Source organism: Escherichia sp. E14V7 (assembly GCF_004212225.1).
Classification (GTDB): domain Bacteria; phylum Pseudomonadota; class Gammaproteobacteria; order Enterobacterales; family Enterobacteriaceae; genus Escherichia.
The window spans coordinates 245,229-268,537 of the sequence record NZ_RHJJ01000006.1; the positions used below are offsets into that span (position 1 = coordinate 245,229).

A 23,309-nucleotide genomic window follows, 5' to 3' on the forward strand; every position below is an offset into this window, starting at 1 on the left:
TTGCACACAATAACCCCCGTGAATGGGTCTAAAGTAAAACATAAGTAATATTTGGGGTTTAGTCTGCTTTTTAATCCATATTGCTGGATTATTGTTAAGCCGTTTAACGGAGTTCCAGGGGCAGGAATAAAGGATATTCAGGAGAAAATGTGCGCTATATCCGACAGTTATGCTGTGTAAGCTTACTCTGCTTTAGTGGTTCTGCCATCGCCGCGAATGTCCGTCTACAGGTGGAAGGGTTATCGGGACAGCTGGAAAAAAACGTTCGTGCACAGCTTTCTACGATTCAAAGTGATGAAGTGACGCCAGACCGGCGCTTTCGCGCACGTGTTGATGATGCCATTCGGGAAGGTCTAAAAGCACTGGGCTATTACCAGCCAACAATTGAATTTGATCTCCAGCCACCTCCAAAGAAAGGACGGCAGGTGCTGGTTGCTAAAGTTACACCGGGTGTACCCGTATTGATTGGCGGCACCGATGTTGTCTTGCGCGGCGGTGCGCGAACCGATAAAGACTATTTGAAGTTGCTGGATACTCGCCCGGCTATAGGTACGGTGCTAAACCAGGGCGATTATGAAAATTTCAAAAAGTCCTTAACCAGTATTGCGCTGCGTAAAGGCTATTTCGATAGCGAATTTACCAAAGCTCAGTTAGGCATAGCGCTTGGCCTGCATAAAGCGTACTGGGATATTGATTACAACAGTGGCGAACGTTACCGCTTTGGGCATGTGACCTTTGAAGGTTCGCAAATTCGCGATGAATACCTGCAAAACCTGGTACCGTTCAAAGAAGGCGATGAATACGAGTCAAAAGATCTGGCGGAACTGAACCGTCGCCTTTCCGCGACTGGCTGGTTTAATTCGGTGGTAGTGGCACCGCAATTTGATAAAGCGCGCGAAACGAAAGTATTACCGTTGACGGGCGTGGTTTCGCCGCGAACAGAAAACACCATCGAAACCGGGGTCGGTTACTCTACGGACGTGGGACCGCGCGTGAAAGCGACGTGGAAAAAGCCGTGGATGAACTCATACGGTCACAGTCTGACTACCAGTACCAGTATTTCCGCGCCGGAACAGACCCTCGACTTCAGCTATAAAATGCCGCTGCTGAAGAATCCGTTGGAACAATATTATTTGGTGCAGGGCGGTTTTAAGCGTACTGACCTGAATGACACAGAATCCGATTCCACTACCCTGGTCGCTTCCCGCTACTGGGATCTTTCCAGCGGCTGGCAGCGCGCCATTAACCTGCGCTGGAGTCTCGACCACTTTACTCAGGGTGAAATTACTAACACCACAATGCTGTTTTATCCAGGTGTGATGATTAGCCGGACGCGATCACGCGGCGGCCTGATGCCGACCTGGGGCGACTCGCAACGCTACTCTATCGACTATTCCAACACGGCCTGGGGATCGGATGTCGATTTCTCCGTTTTCCAGGCACAGAACGTCTGGATCCGCACACTGTACGATCGCCATCGCTTTGTTACGCGCGGCACGTTGGGCTGGATTGAAACCGGTGACTTCGACAAAGTACCGCCGGATCTGCGTTTCTTCGCCGGGGGCGACCGCAGTATTCGCGGCTATAAATACAAATCTATTGCGCCGAAATATGACAATGGTGACCTGAAAGGGGCATCAAAGCTAATTACCGGATCACTGGAGTACCAGTACAACGTGACCGGAAAATGGTGGGGCGCGGTGTTTGTCGATAGCGGTGAAGCGGTGAGTGATATCCGCCGCAGCGACTTCAAAACCGGCACCGGGGTTGGCGTGCGCTGGGAATCGCCGGTCGGGCCGATCAAGCTCGATTTTGCCGTACCGGTCGCGGATAAAGACGAGCACGGGTTACAGTTTTACATCGGTCTGGGGCCAGAATTATGAGTTTATGGAAAAAAATCAGCCTCGGCGCGGTTATCGTCATCTTATTACTGCTGGGCTCGGTGGCATTTCTGGTCGGCACCACCAGCGGCTTGCATCTGGTATTTAAAGCGGCGGATCGCTGGGTGCCAGGGCTGGACATTGGCAAGGTCACTGGCGGCTGGCGTGACCTTACCCTGTCTGACGTTCGTTATGAGCAGCCAGGCGTGGCGGTAAAAGCGGGCAATCTGCATCTGGCCGTTGGGCTGGATTGTCTGTGGAACAGCAGCGTTTGTGTTAACGATCTGGCGCTGAAAGATATTCAGGTCAACATCGACAGCAAAAAAATGCCTCCTTCTGAGCAGGTTGAAGAAGAGGAAGATAGCGGGCCGCTGGATCTCTCCACGCCGTATCCCATCACTCTGACGCGTGTGGCGCTGGATAACGTCAACATCAAAATTGATGACACCACGGTGTCGGTGATGGACTTCACCTCCGGCCTGAACTGGCAGGAGAAAACCCTGACCCTGAAACCGACGTCGCTGAAAGGCTTGCTGATTGCCTTGCCGAAAGTGGCGGACGTGGCGCAGGAAGAAGTGGTCGAACCGAAGATTGAAAATCCGCAGCCGGAGGAAAAACCGCTCGGCGAAACGCTGAAAGATCTCTTTTCTCGCCCGGTATTGCCGGAAATGACCGACGTGCATTTGCCGCTCAACCTGAACATTGAAGAGTTTAAAGGCGAGCAACTGCGCGTGACAGGCGACACGGATATCACCGTGAGCACCATGCTGCTGAAAGTGAGCAGCATCGACGGCAATACCAAACTGGATGCGCTGGATATTGACTCTAACCAGGGGATTGTCAATGCCAGCGGTACGGCACAACTGTCTAACAACTGGCCGGTGGATATCACCCTCAACAGCACTTTGAATGTGGAGCCGTTGAAAGGTGAAAAGGTGAAGCTGAAAGTGGGCGGCGCGCTGCGCGAACAGCTGGAGATAGGCGTTAACCTTTCCGGTCCGGTGGATATGGATTTACGCGCCCAGACGCGGCTGGCGGAAGCTGGACTGCCGCTCAACGTGGAAGTGAACAGCAAACAACTTTACTGGCCGTTCACTGGTGAGAAGCAATATCAGGCGGATGACCTGAAACTGAAACTCACCGGCAAAATGACCGATTACACGCTGTCTATGCGTACGGCGGTGAAAGGGCAGGAGATCCCGCCAGCGACCATTACCCTTGATGCGAAAGGGAATGAACAGCAGGTCAATCTCGATAAACTCACCGTTGCGGCGCTGGAAGGAAAAACCGAGCTGAAGGCGCTGCTCGACTGGCAGCAGGCCATTAGTTGGCGCGGTGAATTGACGTTCAACGGCATTAATACGGCGAAAGAGTTCCCGGATTGGCCATCGAAACTCAATGGTTTGATCAAAACGCGCGGTAGCCTGTACGGCGGCACCTGGCAGATGGACGTGCCGGAGTTGAAGCTGACCGGCAACGTCAAACAGAACAAAGTGAACGTTGAGGGAACGCTGAAAGGCAATAGTTATATGCAGTGGATGATCCCAGGTCTGCATCTGGAACTGGGGCCAAACAGTGCCGAAGTGAAAGGCGAGCTTGGGGTGAAAGATCTCAATCTTGACGCCACGATCAACGCGCCTGGTCTGGATAACGCGCTGCCAGGACTTGGCGGTACAGCGAAAGGGCTGGTGAAAGTTCGCGGTACGGTGGAAGCGCCGCAGTTGCTGGCGGATATCACCGCGCGCGGCTTGCGCTGGCAGGAACTTTCTGTGTCGCAGGTTCGCGTGGAAGGTGACATCAAATCCACCGATCAGATTGCGGGTAAACTCGACGTGCGCGTTGAGCAAATCTCGCAACCGGATGTGAATATCAACCTCGTTACTCTGAATGCGAAAGGCAGCGAAAAGCAGCACGAGTTACAGTTGCGGATTCAGGGCGAACCGGTTTCCGGTCAACTGAACCTGGCGGGTAGCTTTGATCGCAAAGAAGAACGCTGGAAGGGAACGCTTAGCAATACCCGCTTCCAGACGCCGGTCGGCCCGTGGTCGCTGACGCGTGATATCGCGCTGGACTACCGCAATCAGGAGCAAAAAATCAGCATTGGGCCACACTGCTGGCTTAACCCGAATGCGGAACTGTGCGTGCCGCAAACCATTGATGCTGGGGCTGAAGGGCGTGCGGTGGTGAATCTCAACCGCTTCGACCTGGCCATGCTGAAACCATTTATGCCGGAAACTACTCAGGCAAGCGGTATCTTCACGGGTAAAGCGGACGTTGCCTGGGACACCACCAAAGAGGGGCTGCCACAGGGCAGTATCACTCTTTCGGGGCGTAACGTGCAGGTGACGCAAACCGTCAACGATGCGGCGCTACCGGTGGCGTTTCAGACGCTGAACCTATCGGCAGAGCTGCGGAATAATCGCGCTGAGCTGGGCTGGACCATCCGTCTGACCAATAACGGCCAGTTTGATGGTCAGGTGCAGGTGACCGATCCGCAAGGCCGCCGGAATCTTGGCGGCAACGTCAACATCCGCAATTTTAACCTCGCAATGGTGAACCCCATCTTTACGCGTGGTGAAAAAGCCGCGGGGATGGTGAGCGCTAACCTACGTCTGGGCGGTGATGTGCAAAGCCCGCAGCTGTTTGGTCAGCTACAGGTCACGGGCGTGGATATCGACGGCAACTTTATGCCATTTGATATGCAGCCGAGTCAGCTTGCGGTCAATTTTAACGGTATGCGCTCGACGCTTGCGGGGACCGTGAGGACTCAGCAGGGTGACATCTACCTGAACGGTGATGCTGACTGGAGCCAGATTGAAAACTGGCGGGCGCGGGTAACGGCGAAAGGCAGTAAGGTACGGATCACCGTACCACCGATGGTGCGAATGGATGTGTCGCCTGACATCGTATTCGAAGCGACACCAAGCCTGTTTACCCTTGATGGTCGCGTGGATGTACCGTGGGCGCGCATTGTGGTGCACGATCTGCCGGAAAGTGCGGTGGGTGTCTCAAGCGATGTGGTGATGCTCAACGATAACCTGCAACCGGAGGAGACGAAAACCGCGTCAATTCCGATCAACAGTAACCTGATTGTCCACGTCGGCAATAACGTGCGCATTGATGCCTTTGGCCTGAAGGCGCGGCTGACGGGCGATCTCAACGTCGTACAGGACAAACAAGGGCTGGGCCTGAACGGGCAAATTAACATCCCTGAAGGGCGCTTCCATGCATATGGCCAGGATCTGATTGTGCGCAAAGGCGAGCTGCTGTTCTCTGGTCCACCGGATCAACCGTATCTCAATATCGAAGCCATTCGTAACCCGGATGCTACAGAAGATGACGTAATCGCTGGTGTTCGTGTCACCGGGCTGGCGGATGAGCCGAAAGCGGAGATCTTCTCTGACCCGGCGATGTCACAACAGGCTGCATTGTCTTACTTGTTGCGTGGACAAGGGCTGGAGAGCGATCAGAGCGACAGCGCGGCGATGACTTCGATGCTGATTGGTCTGGGGGTTGCGCAAAGTGGCCAGATTGTGGGTAAAATCGGCGAGACATTTGGTGTAAGTAATTTAGCGCTCGACACCGAGGGGGTTGGTGATTCTTCCCAGGTGGTGGTCAGCGGCTATGTATTACCAGGCTTACAAGTGAAATACGGCGTGGGGATATTTGACTCTATAGCAACACTCACGTTACGTTATCGCCTGATGCCGAAGCTATATCTGGAAGCCGTGTCTGGTGTAGATCAGGCACTGGATTTGCTCTATCAGTTCGAGTTTTAGCTATGCGAATATTTGTCTACGGCAGTTTACGTCACAAACAAGGCAACAGCCACTGGATGACAAATGCCCAGTTGCTGGGCGATTTCAGTATCGATAACTACCAGTTGTATAGCCTGGGCCACTATCCAGGCGCAGTTCCGGGAAACGGAACGGTACATGGTGAAGTTTATCGTATTGACAACGCCACGCTGGCCGAACTTGATGCCTTACGCACCAGGGGCGGTGAATACGCGCGCCAGTTGATTCAGACGCCGTACGGGAGTGCATGGATGTACGTTTATCAACGACCCGTCGATGGATTAACGCTGATTGAAAGCGGCGACTGGTTAGACAGGGATCAGTCATAATATAAACACGCCACCTTCGGGTGGCGTTGTTTTTTGCGATGCCCCTCGCAATCAGTTTTGTAACTTTCCCACCAGTTTCTTTTCTCTCCGAGTCGCTTTCCAGATCTGTTAACGCATAAAAATCTCTGCTGGTGTTCACAAATGCGCAGGGGTAAAACGGGGGCACGCTTTGAACGGTGAGTATGAGTGAGGTCGGCTAACTTCCAGCAAGTGGCTATGAACAGCAAAATGGTGGTCGGGTTTGCTTGTTCTTACCGTTCAAGCCTTGCAACCGCTAAGAATAATGATAGGGGAATAGAGAGTTTATTTATCGCGGGCATAAAAAAACCCTTACTAACCGAAGCCCGGCGTTCAGGGTTATTGCGCTATACTCGTCATACTTCAAGTTGCATGTGCTGCGACTTGAATTATTTAGAGTATATAAGAACTTATTTATTCTTTGCGCGCTCGAAGGAGGCAACGATTTCAGCTTTAGCGGCTTCTGCGTTTTCCCAACCTTCAACTTTCACCCACTTGCCTTTTTCGAGGTCTTTGTAGTGCTCGAAGAAGTGAGCGATCTGAGCTTTCAGCAGCTCTGGCAGATCGTTAACGTCTTTGATGTGATCGTATTCTTTGCTCAGTTTGGTGTGCGGAACAGCAACCAGTTTCGCATCTTCACCAGCTTCGTCGGTCATTTTCAGAACGCCAACCGGACGGCAACGGATCACAGAACCCGGCTGCAGCGGGTACGGAGTCGGGACCAGAACGTCAACCGGGTCACCGTCCAGAGACAGAGTGTGGTTGATATAGCCGTAGTTGCACGGATAGAACATCGCGGTGGACATGAAGCGGTCAACGAACAGTGCGCCGCTCTCTTTGTCGATTTCGTATTTGATCGGATCAGCGTTAGCCGGGATTTCGATAACAACGTAGATGTCTTCCGGCAGATCTTTACCCGCAGGGACGTTGAGTAAGCTCATGTCTGTTTCCTTTAAAATATGTGGCAAACAAGTGCCGAGTATTATAGCCAACTCGCGCCGAATGTCTTCGCTTGTTTTCGCCCTCATTTTCCTTTTTCGCCAGTTTTAAGACGGTTCGCAGAGCTGGAAAATCCATAACCGTAGCTGCATTTTTCATAGTGATATGAAAGCGATTACAAACTTGTGATTAACGATGTATTTACTTTTTTGAAGTGTGATGTAACGCAATCTGTTACAGAACCAATTGTCTATAGTTTTTTCGCGAACATCTTTTCACCAATAATAATCACCCCGACGAGGACAACCCTATGTGGAAACGCTTACTTGTAGTCTCTGCAGTCTCGGCAGCCATGTCGTCTATGGCGTTGGCCGCTCCTTTAACCGTAGGATTTTCGCAGGTCGGATCCGAATCCGGCTGGCGCGCAGCAGAAACTAATGTGGCGAAAAGTGAGGCCGAAAAACGCGGTATCACACTGAAAATTGCCGATGGTCAGCAAAAGCAGGAAAACCAGATTAAAGCAGTGCGTTCTTTTGTCGCGCAGGGGGTAGATGCCATCTTTATCGCCCCGGTGGTTGCAACGGGTTGGGAACCTGTTTTGAAAGAAGCAAAGGAAGCCGAAATTCCGGTCTTTTTGCTTGACCGTTCCATCGATGTGAAAGACAAATCTCTCTATATGACCACCGTTACTGCCGACAACATCCTCGAAGGTAAGTTGATCGGTGACTGGCTGGTCAAAGAGGTTAACGGCAAACCGTGTAACGTGGTTGAGTTACAGGGCACCGTTGGGGCCAGCGTCGCCATTGACCGTAAGAAAGGCTTTGCCGAAGCCATTAAGAATGCGCCAAATATTAAAATAATCCGCTCGCAGTCCGGTGACTTCACCCGTAGTAAAGGCAAAGAAGTGATGGAGAGCTTTATCAAAGCGGAAAACAACGGCAAAAACATCTGCATGGTTTACGCCCATAACGACGACATGGTGATTGGCGCAATTCAGGCAATTAAAGAAGCGGGCCTGAAACCGGGCAAAGATATCCTGACAGGCTCTATCGACGGCGTGCCGGACATCTACAAAGCGATGATGGATGGCGAAGCGAACGCCAGCGTTGAACTGACGCCAAACATGGCGGGACCCGCCTTTGACGCGCTGGAGAAATATAAAAAAGACGGCACCATGCCTGAAAAACTGACGCTGACCAAGTCCACCCTTTACCTGCCTGATACCGCAAAAGAAGAGTTAGAGAAGAAGAAAAACATGGGGTATTGAGACGTATCAGGCACCAATGCCTGATACCGACTCGTAGGCCGGATAAGGCGTTTACGCCGCATCCGGCAGTTGTGCGCTGATGCCTGATGCGACGCTGGCGCGTCTTATCATGCCTACGAGCTCGATGCGCAGTGTAGGCCGGATAAGGCGTTTACGCCGCATCCGGCAGTTGTGCACTGGTGGCTGATGCGACGCTGGCGCGTCTTATCATGCCTACGAGCTCGATGCGCAGTGTAGGCCGGATAAGGCGTTTACGCCGCATCCGGCAGTTGTGCGCTGATGCCTGATGCGACGCTGGCGCGCTTATCATGCCTACGAGCTCGATGCGCTGTGTAGGCCGGATAAGGCGTTTACGCCGCATCCGGCGGTTGTGCGCTGATGCCTGATGCGACGCTGGCGCGTCTTATCATGCCTGGCTGGAGCACGCTTTACTTCGGGGGAAACCATGACGACCGACCAACACCAGGAAATCCTCCGCACCGAAGGATTAAGCAAATTTTTCCCTGGCGTCAAAGCGTTAGATAACGTTGATTTCAGCCTGCGCCGTGGTGAAATCATGGCGCTGCTCGGTGAAAACGGGGCGGGAAAATCAACGCTAATCAAAGCATTAACCGGCGTTTACCACGCCGATCGCGGCACCATCTGGCTGGAAGGTCAGGTTATTTCACCGAAAAACACCGCCCACGCACAGCAGCTCGGCATCGGCACTGTCTATCAGGAAGTTAACCTGCTACCCAATATGTCGGTCGCTGATAATCTATTCATAGGCCGCGAACCTAAGCGTTTCGGCCTGCTACGACGTAAAGAGATGGAAAAGCGCGCCACCGAACTGATGGCATCTTACGGTTTCTCCCTCGACGTGCGTGAACCGCTCAACCGCTTTTCAGTCGCGATGCAGCAAATCGTCGCCATTTGTCGGGCCATCGATCTCTCCGCCAAAGTGCTAATCCTCGATGAACCCACCGCCAGTCTCGACACTCAGGAAGTAGAGTTGCTGTTTGGCCTGATGTGCCAGCTGCGCGATCGCGGCGTCAGCCTGATCTTCGTTACTCACTTTCTCGATCAGGTCTATCAGGTCAGCGATCGGATCACCGTCTTACGCAACGGCAGCTTTGTTGGCTGTCGGGAAACCCGCGAGCTGCCACAAATCGAACTGGTGAAAATGATGCTGGGGCGTGAGCTGGATACTCATGCGCTACAGCGTGCCGGAAGAACATTGCTTAGTGACAATCCTGTTGCAGCGTTTAAAGATTACGGCAAGAAAGGAACGATCGCGCCGTTTGATCTGGAAGTACGTCCCGGTGAGATCGTCGGGCTGGCAGGTCTGCTGGGATCAGGGCGGACCGAAACCGCTGAAGTGATCTTCGGCATCAAACCAGCCGATAGCGGCACGGCGTTGATCAAAGGCAAACCGCAAACCCTGCGATCGCCACATCAGGCTTCGGTACTGGGCATCGGCTTTTGCCCGGAAGACAGGAAAACCGATGGCATTATCGCCGCCGCCTCGGTGCGGGAAAATATCATCCTCGCTCTCCAGGCCCAGCGCGGCTGGCTACGGCCGATTTCCCGTAAAGAACAGCAAGAGATTGCCGAACGCTTTATCCGCCAGCTTGGCATTCGTACGCCTTCCAGCGAACAACCGATTGAATTTCTCTCCGGCGGCAATCAGCAAAAAGTGTTGCTCTCACGCTGGCTGCTGACTCGTCCGCAATTTCTGATCCTCGATGAGCCAACGCGTGGCATTGACGTTGGCGCCCATGCCGAGATCATTCGCCTGATTGAAACGCTGTGCGCTGACGGTCTGGCGCTGCTGGTGATCTCCTCCGAACTGGAAGAACTGGTGGGCTATGCCGATCGGGTGATTATCATGCGCGATCGCAAACAGGTGGCGGAGATCCCGCTGGCAGAGCTTTCCGTTCCGGCGATCATGAACGCCATTGCGGCGTAAGGAGAACAGTGTGATGCCTCAATCTCTCCCGGACACCGCGTCGTCGAAAAAGCGCTTTCGCTGGCCGACGGGGATGCCGCAGTTGGTGGCGCTATTGTTGGTGCTGGTGGTCGATAGCCTGGTGGCCCCGCATTTCTGGCAGGTGGTGCTTCAGGATGGGCGTTTGTTCGGTAGCCCTATCGACATTCTTAATCGCGCCGCTCCGGTTGCGCTACTGGCGATTGGTATGACGCTGGTGATTGCTACGGGTGGGATTGATCTCTCTGTGGGGGCGGTGATGGCTATCGCCGGAGCCACAACGGCTGCGATGACGGTCGCGGGGTTCAGCCTGCCAGTTGTTTTGTTAAGCGCCCTGGGGACCGGCATTCTGGCTGGATTGTGGAACGGCATACTGGTGGCGATCCTCAAAATTCAGCCGTTTGTTGCCACTTTGATCCTGATGGTCGCCGGACGTGGTGTTGCGCAATTGATTACCTCCGGGCAGATCGTCACGTTCAACTCGCCGGATCTCTCATGGTTCGGCAGCGGATCGCTATTGTTCCTGCCAACGCCGGTCATTATCGCTGTGCTGACGCTTCTCTTCTTCTGGCTGTTGACCCGCAAAACGGCGCTGGGGATGTTTATTGAAGCCGTTGGCATCAACATTCGTGCGGCAAAAAATGCCGGAGTCAACACACGAATCATCGTCATGTTCACCTACGTATTGAGCGGGCTGTGTGCGGCGATTGCAGGCATTATCGTGGCGGCGGATATTCGCGGTGCCGACGCCAATAACGCCGGGTTATGGCTGGAGCTGGATGCCATTCTTGCGGTGGTCATCGGTGGCGGATCGCTGATGGGCGGGCGCTTTAACCTGCTGCTCTCAGTGGTGGGGGCGCTGATTATTCAGGGAATGAACACCGGAATTTTACTTTCGGGATTCCCGCCGGAGATGAACCAGGTGGTAAAAGCGGTGGTGGTGCTTTGCGTGCTGATTGTCCAGTCGCAACGCTTTATCAGTCTGATTAAAGGAGTGCGTAGCCGTGATAAAACGTAACTTGCCACTGATGATCACCATCGGCGTCTTTGTGCTGGGCTATCTCTACTGCCTGACGCAGTTTCCCGGCTTTGCTTCCACGCGCGTGATCTGCAATATCCTGACCGATAATGCCTTTCTTGGGATCATCGCCGTCGGCATGACCTTTGTGATCCTCTCCGGCGGAATCGATCTCTCCGTCGGTTCGGTGATCGCCTTTACCGGCGTGTTTCTGGCAAAAGTGATTGGCGATTTCGGCCTCTCGCCGCTGCTGGCGTTTCCACTGGTGCTGGTGATGGGCTGTGCCTTCGGCGCATTTATGGGGCTTCTGATCGACGCCCTGAAGATCCCGGCGTTCATCATTACCCTTGCGGGAATGTTCTTTTTGCGCGGCGTCAGCTATCTCGTTTCGGAAGAGTCGATCCCGATAAACCATCCAATTTATGACACGCTTTCAAGCCTGGCGTGGAAAATCCCCGGCGGTGGTCGCTTAAGCGCGATGGGGCTGCTGATGCTGGCGGTGGTGGTTATCGGCATATTCCTCGCGCATCGTACGCGTTTTGGTAATCAGGTATACGCCATTGGCGGCAACGCAACGTCGGCGAACCTGATGGGGATTTCCACTCGCAGCACTACTATTCGCATTTATATGCTCTCTACCGGACTGGCGACACTGGCAGGAATTGTCTTCTCGATTTATACCCAGGCCGGATACGCCCTGGCGGGTGTAGGTGTGGAACTGGACGCTATCGCGTCGGTGGTGATTGGCGGTACACTTTTGAGCGGTGGCGTTGGAACGGTATTAGGGACGCTTTTTGGTGTGGCGATTCAGGGACTGATCCAGACTTACATAAACTTTGACGGCACGCTGAGTTCATGGTGGACGAAAATCGCCATCGGCATTTTGTTATTCATTTTTATTGCCTTACAGCGTGGGTTAACGGTGTTGTGGGAGAATCGTCAGAGTTCGCCAGTAATGAGAGTGAGTCCGGAAATTAGACTAAAAGAATAAATTTAACTGATATATAAGGATATTTTTATGTGGGCAAAGGAAGGCGAGGATTTAAGTACAACATGCAAAAACTGTGGTGTGGCTGTTTTACCACCTGACGATTATTGTAAAAGTTGTGCGGATAAAAAACTTATGGGAATTGGCGGTTGGTTGTATTTACCTGCTATTTCTTTAGTGCTGGTGATTATTTCGAGCATCTATTCTTTTATACAAACATGGGGGCTTGTTCAGGGCAATCAGGAAGAACCGCTCAGAACTCTGCTGTATCTGGAAGTGGTTGGATTTGCCATGGTATTTCTGTTGGTAAGTTATACTACTTTTTTGTTTTTTAAAAAGAAACGCCAGCTTCCGCACTACTATATTGCCCTTCTTCTGTCTCTCTTCGTATTTAATGTTGCTGATATTTGGGGAGCAGTACAGTTTCTTCATGCCACAATTGAGCCTTTAGACGCATGGGGTGTGCTGAAAAATATCATTCATATGGCGATCTGGATTCCCTATTTCCGTGTCTCTAAACGAGTCAAATTCACTTTTGTTAATTAAAACGCAAAAACGCCGGAACCATCCGGCGTTTTTAGACCATTACGCGTCCGGGAACTCACGGATAAAGCGTTCGACATCTTCAACCATATGGTTGTTGCCGACGAAGAACGAACGGCGCTGGTGCAGGGTTTCCGGGATGATATCCAGAATACGCTCTTTGCCATCGCTCGCTTTACCGCCCGCTTGTTCCGCCAGGAATGCCATCGGGTTGCACTCATACAGCAAACGCAGTTTGCCGTCCGGGTGGCTGGCAGTGCTTGGGTAGAGATAAATACCGCCTTTCAGCAGATTACGGTGGAAATCCGCGACCAGCGAGCCGATATAACGTGAGGTATACGGACGGTTGGTAGATTTATCTTCTTCCTGGCAGAATTTAATGTACTTCTTCACCCCGTTCGGAAACTTAATGTAGTTCCCTTCGTTGATAGAGTAGGTTTTTCCTTTCTCCGGGAAGCGCATCCGTTCCTGGCACAGGCAGAAAACGCCGAGCGAAGGATCGTAAGTAAAGGCGTGAACACCGCATCCGGTGGTGTAAACCAGCATGGTAGAGGAGCCGTATACCACGTAACCTGCAGCAACCTGTTTGTTACCAGGCTGGAGGAAATCTTCTTCCGTTACCGGCGTGCCGACCGGTGTAACGCGGCGGTAAATGGAGAAAATGGTACCGACAGAGACGTTAACATCGATGTTGGACGAGCCATCCAGCGGATCCATCAGCACAACGTATTTTGCGTGTTCACAACCTTCAAAGACGACAATCTCATCTTCTTCTTCGGATGCAATGCCCGCAACAATATCGCGTGCTTTCAGTGCGGCTTTCAGTTTTTCATTAGCGAACAAGTCGAGTTTTTGTTGAACCTCGCCCTGCACGTTCTCAGCACCGCTGGCACCCAGGATATCAACCAGTCCAGCTTTGTTGATATCGCGATGAATAATCTTGGCGCCCAGTTTTATTGCCGATAGCAAAGCAGTGAGCTCACCGGTAGCATGAGAAAACTCGTGCTGCTTTTCGACAATAAATTCACCTAACGTTTTCATAAAACTTTCCCTGCAATGTTTATGGAGTAAAGCGACCGCAATAATCTTAACAAATAATCTCAATGTTGCGCTCAGGTGAATCGCGCCAGCAAATTACGGATTATCCTGAAATGCGTTTCTCTGTTGCCCGACATATGCGTAAAATGAACGGTAGATTAAAAAAGGATAGTGACGTATGCGCATTCATATATTAGGAATTTGTGGCACGTTTATGGGCGGTCTGGCGATTCTGGCGCGTCAGTTGGGCCATGAAGTAACGGGGTCGGACGCCAATGTGTATCCGCCGATGAGCACCTTACTTGAGAAGCAAGGCATTGAACTGATTCAGGGTTATGATGCCAACCAGCTCGATCCTCAGCCAGATCTGGTGATTATTGGCAACGCCATGACCCGTGGAAATCCGTGTGTGGAAGCGGTACTGGAAAAAAACATTCCATATATGTCAGGTCCGCAGTGGTTGCACGATTTTGTGCTGCGCGACCGCTGGGTGCTGGCCGTTGCCGGTACACACGGTAAAACCACCACGGCGGGAATGGCGACCTGGATTCTGGAACAGTGCGGCTATAAACCAGGTTTTGTGATCGGTGGAGTACCGGGGAACTTTGACGTTTCTGCACGCCTGGGCGAAAGCGACTTCTTTGTTATCGAAGCAGACGAGTATGACTGCGCCTTCTTCGACAAACGCTCTAAGTTTGTTCATTACTGCCCGCGAACGCTGATCCTCAATAACCTTGAGTTCGACCACGCCGATATCTTCGACGACCTGAAAGCGATTCAGAAACAATTCCACCATCTGGTGCGTATTGTTCCTGGTCAGGGGCGTATTATCTGGCCGGAAAACGACATCAACCTGAAACAAACCCTGGCGATGGGCTGCTGGAGTGAGCAGGAGCTGGTGGGCGAGCAAGGTCACTGGCAGGCGAAAAAGCTGACCACTGACGCTTCCGAATGGGAAGTCTTGCTGGATGGCGAAAAAGTGGGCGAAGTGAAATGGTCGCTGGTGGGCGAACATAATATGCACAATGGTTTGATGGCGATTGCTGCGGCCCGTCATGTTGGCATCGCACCGGCTGATGCTGCTAACGCGCTGGGATTGTTTATCAATGCCCGTCGCCGTCTGGAACTGCGTGGCGAAGCTAACGGCGTGACGGTGTATGACGATTTTGCCCATCACCCAACGGCAATTCTGGCAACGCTGGCGGCGCTGCGCGGCAAAGTTGGCGGTACGGCGCGTATTATTGCCGTGCTTGAGCCGCGTTCCAACACCATGAAGATGGGAGTCTGCAAAGATGATTTGGCACCGTCACTAGGTCGTGCCGATGAAGTCTTCCTGCTGCAACCGTCACATATTCCGTGGCAGGTAGCAGAAGTGGCAGAAGCATGTATTCAGCCTGCGCACTGGAGTGGAGATGTTGATGCGCTGGCAGAAATGGTGGTGAAAACCGCTCAGCCTGGCGACCATATTCTGGTGATGAGCAACGGCGGTTTTGGTGGGATCCATCAGAAACTGCTGGATGGTCTGGCGAAGAAAGCGGAAGCTGCGCAGTAATCCTGAGACGTTTTATCAGGCCTACAGGGGTGTAGGCCGGATAAGGCGTTGACGCCGCATCCGGCATTTGAGCATAGCGCCTGATGCGACGCTTGACGCGTCTTATCAGGCCTACAGATCTGGCGGTGCTCTGCATCCGGCAAACCATACTCACATCAACAACGAAAATTACCCTTCGTTCTCTGCCAGCTCGCGCAGATACTGGAAAATCTGGCGTGCGGATTTCGGCGGCTTATTCCCTTCTTTCTCTTTCTTCGCGTTGCGGATCAGAGTACGCAGCTGCTGACGATCGGCATCGGGCCACAGATTCAATACTTCAGCGATGGCGTCATCACCCTGGTCGATCAGACGATCGCGCAGGTTTTCCAGTTTATGGAACAACACCACCTGCTGGTTGTGGCGGTTTTTCAGCTTATCCAGCGCCTGACGGATAGGCTCTACATCGCGTTGGCGCAGCATCTTACCAATGAGCTGCAACTGGCGGCGGCGACCTTCCATCTTAATACGCTGGGCTAACTCAATAGCCGCACGCAGATCCGCATCTAACGGGATCTTATCCAGCGCGTTTTTCCCCAGATCAACAATTTCTGCGCCCAGGCGTTTTAGCTCCTCGGCGTCACGTTTAATTTCACTTTTACTGACCCAGATAATTTCATCGTCTTCGTCTTCGATGTCATCACCGGGAACGTCGTCGAGCCAGTCTTCGGGCTGCTTAGTCATGTCAGGCTCCTTAAAAAAAAGAGGCTAATGTTACCAGTTAAGATGCGCACTGAAAAACGGTTCTCTGTTAGACTTCAGAGAAACTCTCTACATTATGGCACTTGCAATGAAAGTAATCTCTCAAGTTGAAGCGCAGCGCAAGATTCTGGAAGAAGCAGTTTCGACTGCGCTGGAGTTGGCCTCAGGCAAATCGGACGGTGCGGAAGTTGCCGTCAGCAAGACCACCGGCATTAGCGTTAGCACGCGCTATGGTGAAGTGGAGAATGTCGAATTCAATAGCGATGGCGCGCTGGGGATAACCGTTTATCACCAGAACCGCAAAGGTAGCGCATCATCCACCGATTTAAGCCCGCAGGCCATTGCCCGCACCGTACAGGCGGCGCTGGATATTGCGCGTTACACTTCGCCAGATCCGTATGCAGGCGTGGCAGACAAAGAGCTGCTGGCTTTCGACGCGCCGGATCTTGACTTGTTCCACCCCGCAGAAGTTTCTCCAGACGAAGCCATTGAACTGGCGGCCCGTGCTGAACAGGCGGCATTACAGGCGGATAAACGCATTACCAATACCGAAGGCGGCAGTTTTAACAGCCACTACGGTGTCAAAGTTTTCGGTAATAGCCACGGTATGTTGCAAGGCTACTGCTCAACGCGTCATTCGCTCTCCAGTTGCGTGATTGCCGAAGAAAATGGCGATATGGAGCGTGATTATGCCTACACCATTGGCCGCGCGATGAGCGATCTACAAACGCCAGAGTGGGTCGGGGCCGACTGCGCTCGCCGTACTTTATCGCGCCTGTCACCGCGTAAACTCTCCACCATGAAAGCGCCGGTCATTTTTGCCAATGAAGTGGCAACCGGGCTTTTTGGGCATCTGGTTGGGGCGATAGCGGGTGGATCGGTTTACCGTAAATCCACCTTCCTGCTCGACTCGCTGGGTAAACAAATTCTGCCAGACTGGCTGACCATTGAAGAGCATCCGCATCTGCTGAAAGGGCTGGCATCTACGCCATTCGACAGCGAAGGTGTTCGTACCGAACGTCGCGACATTATTAAAGATGGCATCCTGACTCAGTGGCTGCTGACCAGCTACTCGGCGCGCAAACTGGGGCTGAAAAGCACCGGACATGCGGGCGGTATTCACAACTGGCGCATTGCCGGACAAGGTCTAAGCTTCGAGCAGATGCTCAAAGAGATGGGCACTGGGCTGGTGGTGACGGAATTGATGGGCCAGGGCGTGAGTGCAATTACCGGTGATTATTCCCGTGGTGCGGCGGGCTTCTGGGTAGAAAACGGCGAAATTCAGTATCCGGTTAGCGAAATCACCATCGCAGGTAATTTAAAAGATATGTGGCGCAATATTGTCACCGTCGGTAACGATATTGAAACACGCAGTAATATACAGTGTGGTTCTGTGCTGTTGCCGGAGATGAAAATCGCCGGACAGTAAAAAAACTGGCGCGACCTGCCGCGCTATAAACTAAAAAATTACACAAAATCATTCGCACTGCATCGAGACGGAAAGTGAATGAGGGCCGGGGAGCGTACTCGTAGTACGTGACTCGGGCGAATGAGCGTAGCCGTCGATGAGGCAGTGTGAAGGATGAAGTGTAAATAAAAAAGGAAGTGAGCAATGCGTAAAAGCCTGTTAGCTATTCTTGCAGTCTCCTCGTTGGTATTCAGTTCGGTGTCGTTTGCCGCTGAGCTGGAAGACAATATGGAAACCCTCAACGACAATTTAAAAGTGGTCGAAAAAGCGGATAACGCGGCGCAAGTCAAAGACGCGTTAACCAAAATGCGTGCCGCGGCGCTGGATGCGCAAAAAGCAACGCCGCCGAAGCTGGAAGGAAAATCGCCAGACAGCCCGGAAATGAAAGACTTCCGCCACGGTTTCGACATTCTGGTTGGCCAGATTGACGACGCGCTGAAGCTGGCTAATGAAGGTAAAGTAAAAGAAGCGCAGGCCGCCGCAGAGCAACTGAAAACGACCCGCAATTCATATCACAAGAAGTATCGTTAATTCCTCATTGGGCGGTGAAACGTCGCCGCCCAATGCTCTCTTCTCCCTTCGTAAAATCACCGCCAAATCTCTCTTCACTACGGCATATTTCTGCGTGTCGCCGCCATTTTTGCGAGGCGTTTTCCAGAAATGAATGTAATGCATATGTAATGCTATAATGCATTACACTTTTCATAATTACCGGAGGCATAATGGCCACACTTAACGTCCGCCTGGATGACAAACTGAAAAATGAGGCTTATGCGGTGCTGGAAAAATTAAATATCACGCCTACCGAAGCCGTACGGCTGCTGTTTCAGTACGTTGCGGAAAATGGGCGAATGCCGGTAAAAACGCTTACTGTCAGTGATAGTGAAGAAGCCTTGTTACGCACTGTCAGGGAACGACTGGCCAACCCACAAGAGGCCATTAAGGTCCGACTGGATGAACTATGAGCTGGCCTTTGATCCGCGAGCGCTGAAAGAGTGGCAAAAACTGGGCGTGACAGTCCGGGAACAATTTAAAAAAAGCTTGAGGATGTGCTGAAAAGACCGCGCAATCCATCGGCTAAACTGCGGGATTTACCGGACTGCTACAAAATTAAGCTTCGCACTCTGGGATATCGCCTGGTTTATCAAGTTAACGATAAAGAGTTGCTCGTGTTGGTGATAGCTATTGGTAAGAGAGAGAACTCAGCCGTTTATGAAGATGCGGATAAACGGCTGGAAGAGTGATTAACGCAAATGGTGTACCACCTGGTTGCTGCTGCCGCGCCAGATCAGGGAAGGGTCTTTTAAATCCTGCATAAATTTGCCATCAACCAGCACGTTGATCAAATCAACAACCTGCATTTGTGCAGCGTTGAGTTCGTCGAGTTTATACCCTGTCCACACCCAGATGTCTTTACCCGGACATTCGGCACGGATGCGTTGTACCAGTTTCAGAATATCCGGCACGTTTTGCGGATGCAGCGGATCGCCGCCGGAGAGGGAAATGCCCTGGCGTTTGATGCGAGTGTCGTTCAGATCGTTGATGATCTGGTCTTCCATTTCTTTGGTAAATGGCAGACCGGAATTTACCCGCCAGGTGCTTTTGTTATAGCAACCGGGGCATTCATGAACACACCCGGAGACAAACAGGGTGCAACGAGTGCCGGGGCCGTTGACGATGTCGACAGGATAGTATTGATGGAAGTTCATATTTCGCCTGGCTTATCAGTCCGCGTGTAGGCCGGATAAGGCGTTTACGCCGCATCCGGCAATCAACGCCGGATGCGACGCTTTCACATCACATCCGGCATTTGCTTAACGCAGCGTGGAGATCAACCGATCTGCCCATTTCCTAAATGTTTAACGCGGCGCTTAACTTCTTCCTGCTTGCCGGCGTTAAACGGACGCGCATCCGGACTACCTAAATATCCGCACACGCGGCGAGTTACCGACACACGGGAGGTGTCATGGTTACCACATTTCGGACAAGTGAAGCCTTTGCTGGTGCACTCAAACTCGCCGGTAAAGCCACATTCGTAGCATTCATCGATCGGCGTGTTGGTGCCGTAATACGGCACATGCTGATAGCTGTAATCCCAGACATCTTCCAGCGCCTTCAGGTTGTGCTGAATGTTTGGATACTCGCCGTAGCAAATGAAACCACCGTTCGCCAGCGGCGGGTAAGGCGCTTCAAAGTCGATCTTGTCGTACGGGTTCACCTTCTTCTCCACATCAAGGTGGAAACTGTTGGTGTAGTAACCTTTATCGGTCACGCCCGGCACCACGCCAAACTCGGCGGTATCGAGACGGCAGAAGCGGTCGCACAGGTTCTCACTCGGCGTACTGTAGAGGCTGAAACCGTAGCCGGTTTCTTCTTTCCACTGATCCACCGCCTGACGCAGACGTTCAACAATCGCAATACCTTTCGCACGCAGCTGCTCGTTGTCGTAAACATGCTCGCCGCCGAACAGCGCGTTAATGGTTTCGTGGATACCGATGTAACCCAGCGAGATAGACGCTCGACCATTTTTGAAGATTTCAGACACGTCATCGTCTGCATTCAGACGTACGCCGCAGGCACCTTCCATATAGAGGATCGGCGCTACGCGCGCTTTCACGCCTTCCAGGCGGGCGATACGGGTCATCAGCGCCTTACGTGCCAGCACCAGACGTTCATCCAGCAGCTTCCAGAAGGTGGCTTCATCGCCTTTCGCTTCCAGAGCAATGCGCGGCAGGTTCAGGCTGATCACGCCGAGGTTGTTACGACCATCGTGGATCTGCTCACCGTTTTCGTCTTCCCACACGCCGAGGAAGCTGCGGCAGCCCATCGGGGTTTTAAACGAACCGGTGACTTTCACTACCTGATCGTAGTTCAGGATATCCGGATACATGCGCTTGCTCGCGCACTCCAGCGCCAGTTGTTTGATGTCGTAGTTCGGATCGCCCACTTTATGGTTCAGGCCATCGCGAATTGCGAACACCAGTTTCGGGAACACGGCGGTTTTACGGTTTTTACCCAGGCCCGCGATACGGTTACGCAGGATAGATTCCTGAATCAGGCGCGATTCCCAGCTGGTACCCAGACCAAAGCCAAAGGTCACAAACGGCGTCTGACCGTTGGCGGTGTGCAGGGTATTTACTTCATATTCCAGCGACTGGAATGCGTCGTAGCACTCTTTGATGGTACGAGAGTTAGCGTAACCGTCGACGTCAGGAATGCTCCACTCTTCCGCAGTTTTACGGTGTTTGTTGTAGCTGGCGGTGACAAACGGCGCCAGAACTTCGTCGATACGGTTAATGGTGGTGCCACCATAAATATGGCTGGCGACCTGAGCAATAATTTGCGCAGTTACTGCGGTAGCTGTAGAGATCGACTTCGGTGGTTCAATCTCGGCATTCCCCATCTTAAAGCCTTGCGTCAGCATGCCTTTCAGGTCGATCAACATGCAGTTGAACATTGGGAAGAACGGCGAGTAATCGAGATCGTGGTAGTGGATATCACCACGTTCATGTGCCTGCACCACGTCACGCGGCAGCAGGTGCTGACGTGCATAGTGTTTAGCAACAATCCCGGCCAGCAGGTCACGCTGGGTCGGAATGACTTTACTGTCTTTATTCGCGTTTTCATTGAGCAGCGAGGAATTAGTCTGCTCGACCAGGCCACGGATCTCCTGGTTCAGACGACCGCGTTTTTCACGTTCAATGTCGCGATCGTGACGGTACTCAATATATGCACGGGCCAGTTGTTTGTACGGGCCAGACATCAGTTGGTTTTCAACAGCGGTCTGGATTTCGTTGATATCTACCTGGTTACGCCCCTGCATTTGCTCGCTGACGATAGCGGCAACAGTGGCACAATAATCTGCATCATCGACTTCCGCTGCTTTAGCTGCACGCAGAATAGCTTCTTTGATGCGCTCTGATTTAAACGGCACTTTGCAGCCGTCTCGTTTCATCACATGCGGTGTCATGATCGCTCCATATTTTTAAGAACAGGTTATCCACAGAAAGTTGGGAAGTGCGCCCCGGTTTATTCAGCTCTTGTTACGGGGATTTACTGCAATCCCAATTCGCTTTATCCACAATTGTGTCGGCTTCGTTGACGTGTATCTTGTTGCAAGTTTAGACGATGGATACAACATATTGGGTTGAGATGCATTCTAAAGTCTATATATAGTGCTTTGCATTAAGGATGTTTGCGTTTTTTTTGATTTAGCTCAAAGTAAAAAGCAGAGAGTACGGATGGCGGGCGCTAGAGCGATGTGTAAATTTTTTGATGATTTTCTGGTTATAAAATCAACAAAAACAATATACTACCCGGTAAGTCCCCGGAAATACTCGCTTTAGCATGGTCTGGAGAAGGATTATCTCTGAAACCACCAGACAACCTCAAAAGACCGTAATGTCGTGGCACAGAGTTGTGGTTAGGTTTCTTCAAAGCTATACATCAGAAGCTGCCAGTAGTGTTCTGAACACTCTTTGGATAAATCTGGTAGAAGGTAACTCTCAGGAAAGGGCTGCTGGGATGACGATTTGTTGAGGTTCGCTGCGTCCGTTTACCTGTTCGATCAACTGGCTGGCAGCCTGACGTCCGGCTTCGGCGTAGCCTGGATCAACGGTGACGATCTCCGGATGGAGAAACTTCATTAACGGCGTATTACCAACGCTCGCCAGTTGCAGGGTGTCGATGTGTTGCTCTTGCAGGTACTTACATGCCCCGAGCGCCAGCGTGTCGGTTGCGCACAGCAACGCAGTGGTTTCTGGCGTAATCACTTTTGCCACGTTCTCGTAACCTTGCTTCATGGCCAGGCCGGGCAGGGCGGCGACGGGATGTAGTTTATGTGCTTTGCAGAATGCCAGATAAGCCTCATGACGCCGCTTACCAGTGGTAATGTCGCTGTGCGGTACGCCAAGATAACTAATATTGCGATGCCCCCGATCGTAGAGGCATTGCATCAGAATCTTAATCGCCCCTTCGTCGTCATAACAGACCGAAGCAAAACCTTTTGCGTCATGCGCCAGCAGTACCAGAGATGATTGCCAGTGAGCTAACATTTCTTCCGTTATGCCGGTAAAACCGAACAGTACCACTCCGTCAATATTGCGACGTTTCAGAACGCCTAAATGTTCAGTAACCAGCTGTGGCGAAAACTGGCTTTCCATCATGATCGGATCGTAACCCTGTTCATAGAATGCCGGCAGCATCGTCTGAACGGCGAGATTTTCTGATAACGAATCCAGACGGGTGACGATAATAGCAACCACTTTATCGCTTTGCCCACGCATAGCACGCGCGGATCGGGAAGGGGAAAATCTATGCTGATTCATCACTGCTTCCACGCGCTCGCGCGTGTGCTGACTCACGCCACTTTCGTTATTCAGCACTCGGGAAACCGTGGATTTTCCCACGCCGCTTAAACGAGCAATGTCTTTGATGGTCAGCCGATTTTGCATCCTGTTGTCCCGTAATTTGCGTTTAATTATTTGAGCCTAACTTTACCCACGCATTCAGCAATGGGTAAAGTCTGGTTTATCGTTGGTTTAGTTGCTTGCGGATATTATATCGGCATAAATGCTACGAATATTATTGGATTCTCCTTATTATTTGCGGCGCTTTTTTCACTTACCGGAGGTTATATGGAACCAGATCCCACGCCTCTCCCTCGACGGAGATTAAAACTTTTCCGGTAAGCCTGTCTTTTCACGGCATTACCGGATGTGTAAGGCCGTGACGTTTTAACGTCCCAGCTCATGTTTATTACCTTCAGG

Annotated in this window: 19 protein-coding genes and 1 pseudogene; 14 read left to right on the forward strand and 6 right to left on the reverse strand. The window is 52.0% G+C overall.

What is annotated here, in order from left to right; all coding sequences use genetic code 11:
• Positions 1-149: 149 nt before the first annotated feature.
• Genes tamA through D9741_RS08155 form a run of 3 tightly spaced genes read left to right on the forward strand, consistent with a single transcriptional unit; the run spans position 150 to position 6,006 of the window.
• Positions 150-1,883 (forward strand): autotransporter assembly complex protein TamA, encoded by a 1,734-nt coding sequence (gene tamA / locus D9741_RS08145; RefSeq protein WP_130206051.1) that lies wholly within the window; start codon positions 150-152, stop codon positions 1,881-1,883.
• Entirely contained in the window at positions 1,880-5,659 is a 3,780-nt protein-coding gene (gene tamB / locus D9741_RS08150; RefSeq protein ID WP_130216679.1) for an autotransporter assembly complex protein TamB, read from the forward strand. Before tamA ends, tamB begins: the two co-directional genes overlap by 4 nt.
• A gap of 2 nt (positions 5,660-5,661) precedes the next feature.
• Positions 5,662-6,006: a gamma-glutamylcyclotransferase gene (locus D9741_RS08155; RefSeq protein ID WP_130206055.1), complete on the forward strand. Its 345-nt coding sequence runs from the start codon at positions 5,662-5,664 to the stop codon at positions 6,004-6,006.
• A 428-nt stretch (positions 6,007-6,434) separates the two neighbouring features.
• On the opposite strand, the gene ppa is transcribed toward D9741_RS08155, so the two are convergent.
• A complete protein-coding gene (gene ppa / locus D9741_RS08165) occupies positions 6,435-6,965 on the reverse strand; it encodes an inorganic diphosphatase (protein ID WP_064525871.1) in 531 nt (176 codons plus the stop codon).
• 308 nt (positions 6,966-7,273) lie between these two features.
• Here ppa and ytfQ point away from each other — a divergent pair, with 308 nt between their 5' ends.
• The 5 genes from ytfQ (at position 7,274) to D9741_RS08190 (ending at position 12,748) form a co-directional block, all read left to right on the forward strand.
• Entirely contained in the window at positions 7,274-8,230 is a 957-nt protein-coding gene (gene ytfQ / locus D9741_RS08170) for a galactofuranose ABC transporter substrate-binding protein YtfQ (protein ID WP_130216675.1), read from the forward strand.
• Positions 8,231-8,675: 445 nt separating this feature from the next.
• The gene (gene ytfR, locus D9741_RS08175) at positions 8,676-10,178 is read left to right on the forward strand and encodes a galactofuranose ABC transporter, ATP-binding protein YtfR (RefSeq protein WP_130216673.1); all 1,503 of its coding nucleotides are present in this window, start codon (positions 8,676-8,678) and stop codon (positions 10,176-10,178) included.
• A gap of 13 nt (positions 10,179-10,191) precedes the next feature.
• On the forward strand, positions 10,192-11,214 hold the full coding sequence (gene ytfT / locus D9741_RS08180; RefSeq protein ID WP_130216671.1) for a galactofuranose ABC transporter, ATP-binding protein YtfT: 1,023 nt from the start codon (positions 10,192-10,194) through the stop codon (positions 11,212-11,214).
• On the forward strand, positions 11,201-12,205 hold the full coding sequence (yjfF, locus tag D9741_RS08185) for a galactofuranose ABC transporter, permease protein YjfF (protein WP_130216669.1): 1,005 nt from the start codon (positions 11,201-11,203) through the stop codon (positions 12,203-12,205). The genes ytfT and yjfF overlap by 14 nt, the downstream gene beginning before the upstream one ends.
• A gap of 27 nt (positions 12,206-12,232) precedes the next feature.
• Entirely contained in the window at positions 12,233-12,748 is a 516-nt protein-coding gene (locus tag D9741_RS08190; protein ID WP_130216667.1) for a DUF2569 domain-containing protein, read from the forward strand.
• 39 nt (positions 12,749-12,787) lie between these two features.
• Here D9741_RS08190 and fbp read toward each other — a convergent pair whose 3' ends face one another.
• Complete coding sequence (fbp, locus tag D9741_RS08195) at positions 12,788-13,786, reverse strand: class 1 fructose-bisphosphatase (protein WP_130216665.1); 999 nt, start codon at positions 13,784-13,786, stop codon at positions 12,788-12,790.
• Between the two features lie 175 nt (positions 13,787-13,961).
• On the opposite strand from fbp, the gene mpl reads away from it, so the two are divergent.
• Positions 13,962-15,335 (forward strand): UDP-N-acetylmuramate:L-alanyl-gamma-D-glutamyl-meso-diaminopimelate ligase, encoded by a 1,374-nt coding sequence (gene mpl, locus D9741_RS08200; protein ID WP_130216663.1) that lies wholly within the window; start codon positions 13,962-13,964, stop codon positions 15,333-15,335.
• 168 nt (positions 15,336-15,503) lie between these two features.
• Here mpl and yjgA read toward each other — a convergent pair whose 3' ends face one another.
• On the reverse strand, positions 15,504-16,055 hold the full coding sequence (gene yjgA / locus D9741_RS08205) for a ribosome biogenesis factor YjgA (protein ID WP_000166270.1): 552 nt from the start codon (positions 16,053-16,055) through the stop codon (positions 15,504-15,506).
• A 94-nt stretch (positions 16,056-16,149) separates the two neighbouring features.
• On the opposite strand from yjgA, the gene pmbA reads away from it, so the two are divergent.
• The 4 genes and pseudogenes from pmbA (at position 16,150) to D9741_RS08230 (ending at position 18,785) form a co-directional block, all read left to right on the forward strand.
• Entirely contained in the window at positions 16,150-17,502 is a 1,353-nt protein-coding gene (pmbA, locus tag D9741_RS08210) for a metalloprotease PmbA (RefSeq protein ID WP_032230414.1), read from the forward strand.
• A 183-nt stretch (positions 17,503-17,685) separates the two neighbouring features.
• Entirely contained in the window at positions 17,686-18,072 is a 387-nt protein-coding gene (gene cybC / locus D9741_RS08215; protein WP_130206066.1) for a cytochrome b562, read from the forward strand.
• Between the two features lie 191 nt (positions 18,073-18,263).
• A complete protein-coding gene (locus tag D9741_RS08225; RefSeq protein ID WP_000212715.1) occupies positions 18,264-18,506 on the forward strand; it encodes a type II toxin-antitoxin system RelB/DinJ family antitoxin in 243 nt (80 codons plus the stop codon).
• Positions 18,496-18,785: pseudogene (locus D9741_RS08230) on the forward strand (type II toxin-antitoxin system RelE/ParE family toxin). Before D9741_RS08225 ends, D9741_RS08230 begins: the two are co-directional and overlap by 11 nt.
• On the opposite strand, the gene nrdG reads toward D9741_RS08230, so the two are convergent.
• From nrdG to treR, 3 genes are all read right to left on the reverse strand, one after another.
• Positions 18,786-19,250, reverse strand: coding sequence for an anaerobic ribonucleoside-triphosphate reductase-activating protein (nrdG, locus tag D9741_RS08235; RefSeq protein ID WP_130216659.1), 465 nt, complete (start codon positions 19,248-19,250; stop codon positions 18,786-18,788).
• Between the two features lie 122 nt (positions 19,251-19,372).
• Positions 19,373-21,511, reverse strand: coding sequence for an anaerobic ribonucleoside-triphosphate reductase (gene nrdD / locus D9741_RS08240; protein WP_130216657.1), 2,139 nt, complete (start codon positions 21,509-21,511; stop codon positions 19,373-19,375).
• Positions 21,512-22,046: 535 nt separating this feature from the next.
• Positions 22,047-23,021, reverse strand: a complete 975-nt coding sequence (treR, locus tag D9741_RS08245) for a trehalose operon repressor TreR (protein WP_276319958.1) — start codon at positions 23,019-23,021, stop codon at positions 22,047-22,049.
• 156 nt (positions 23,022-23,177) lie between these two features.
• On the opposite strand from treR, the gene mgtL reads away from it, so the two are divergent.
• Positions 23,178-23,231, forward strand: a complete 54-nt coding sequence (mgtL, locus tag D9741_RS08250; RefSeq protein WP_001387276.1) for a mgtA regulatory leader peptide MgtL — start codon at positions 23,178-23,180, stop codon at positions 23,229-23,231.
• Positions 23,232-23,309: the final 78 nt, after the last annotated feature.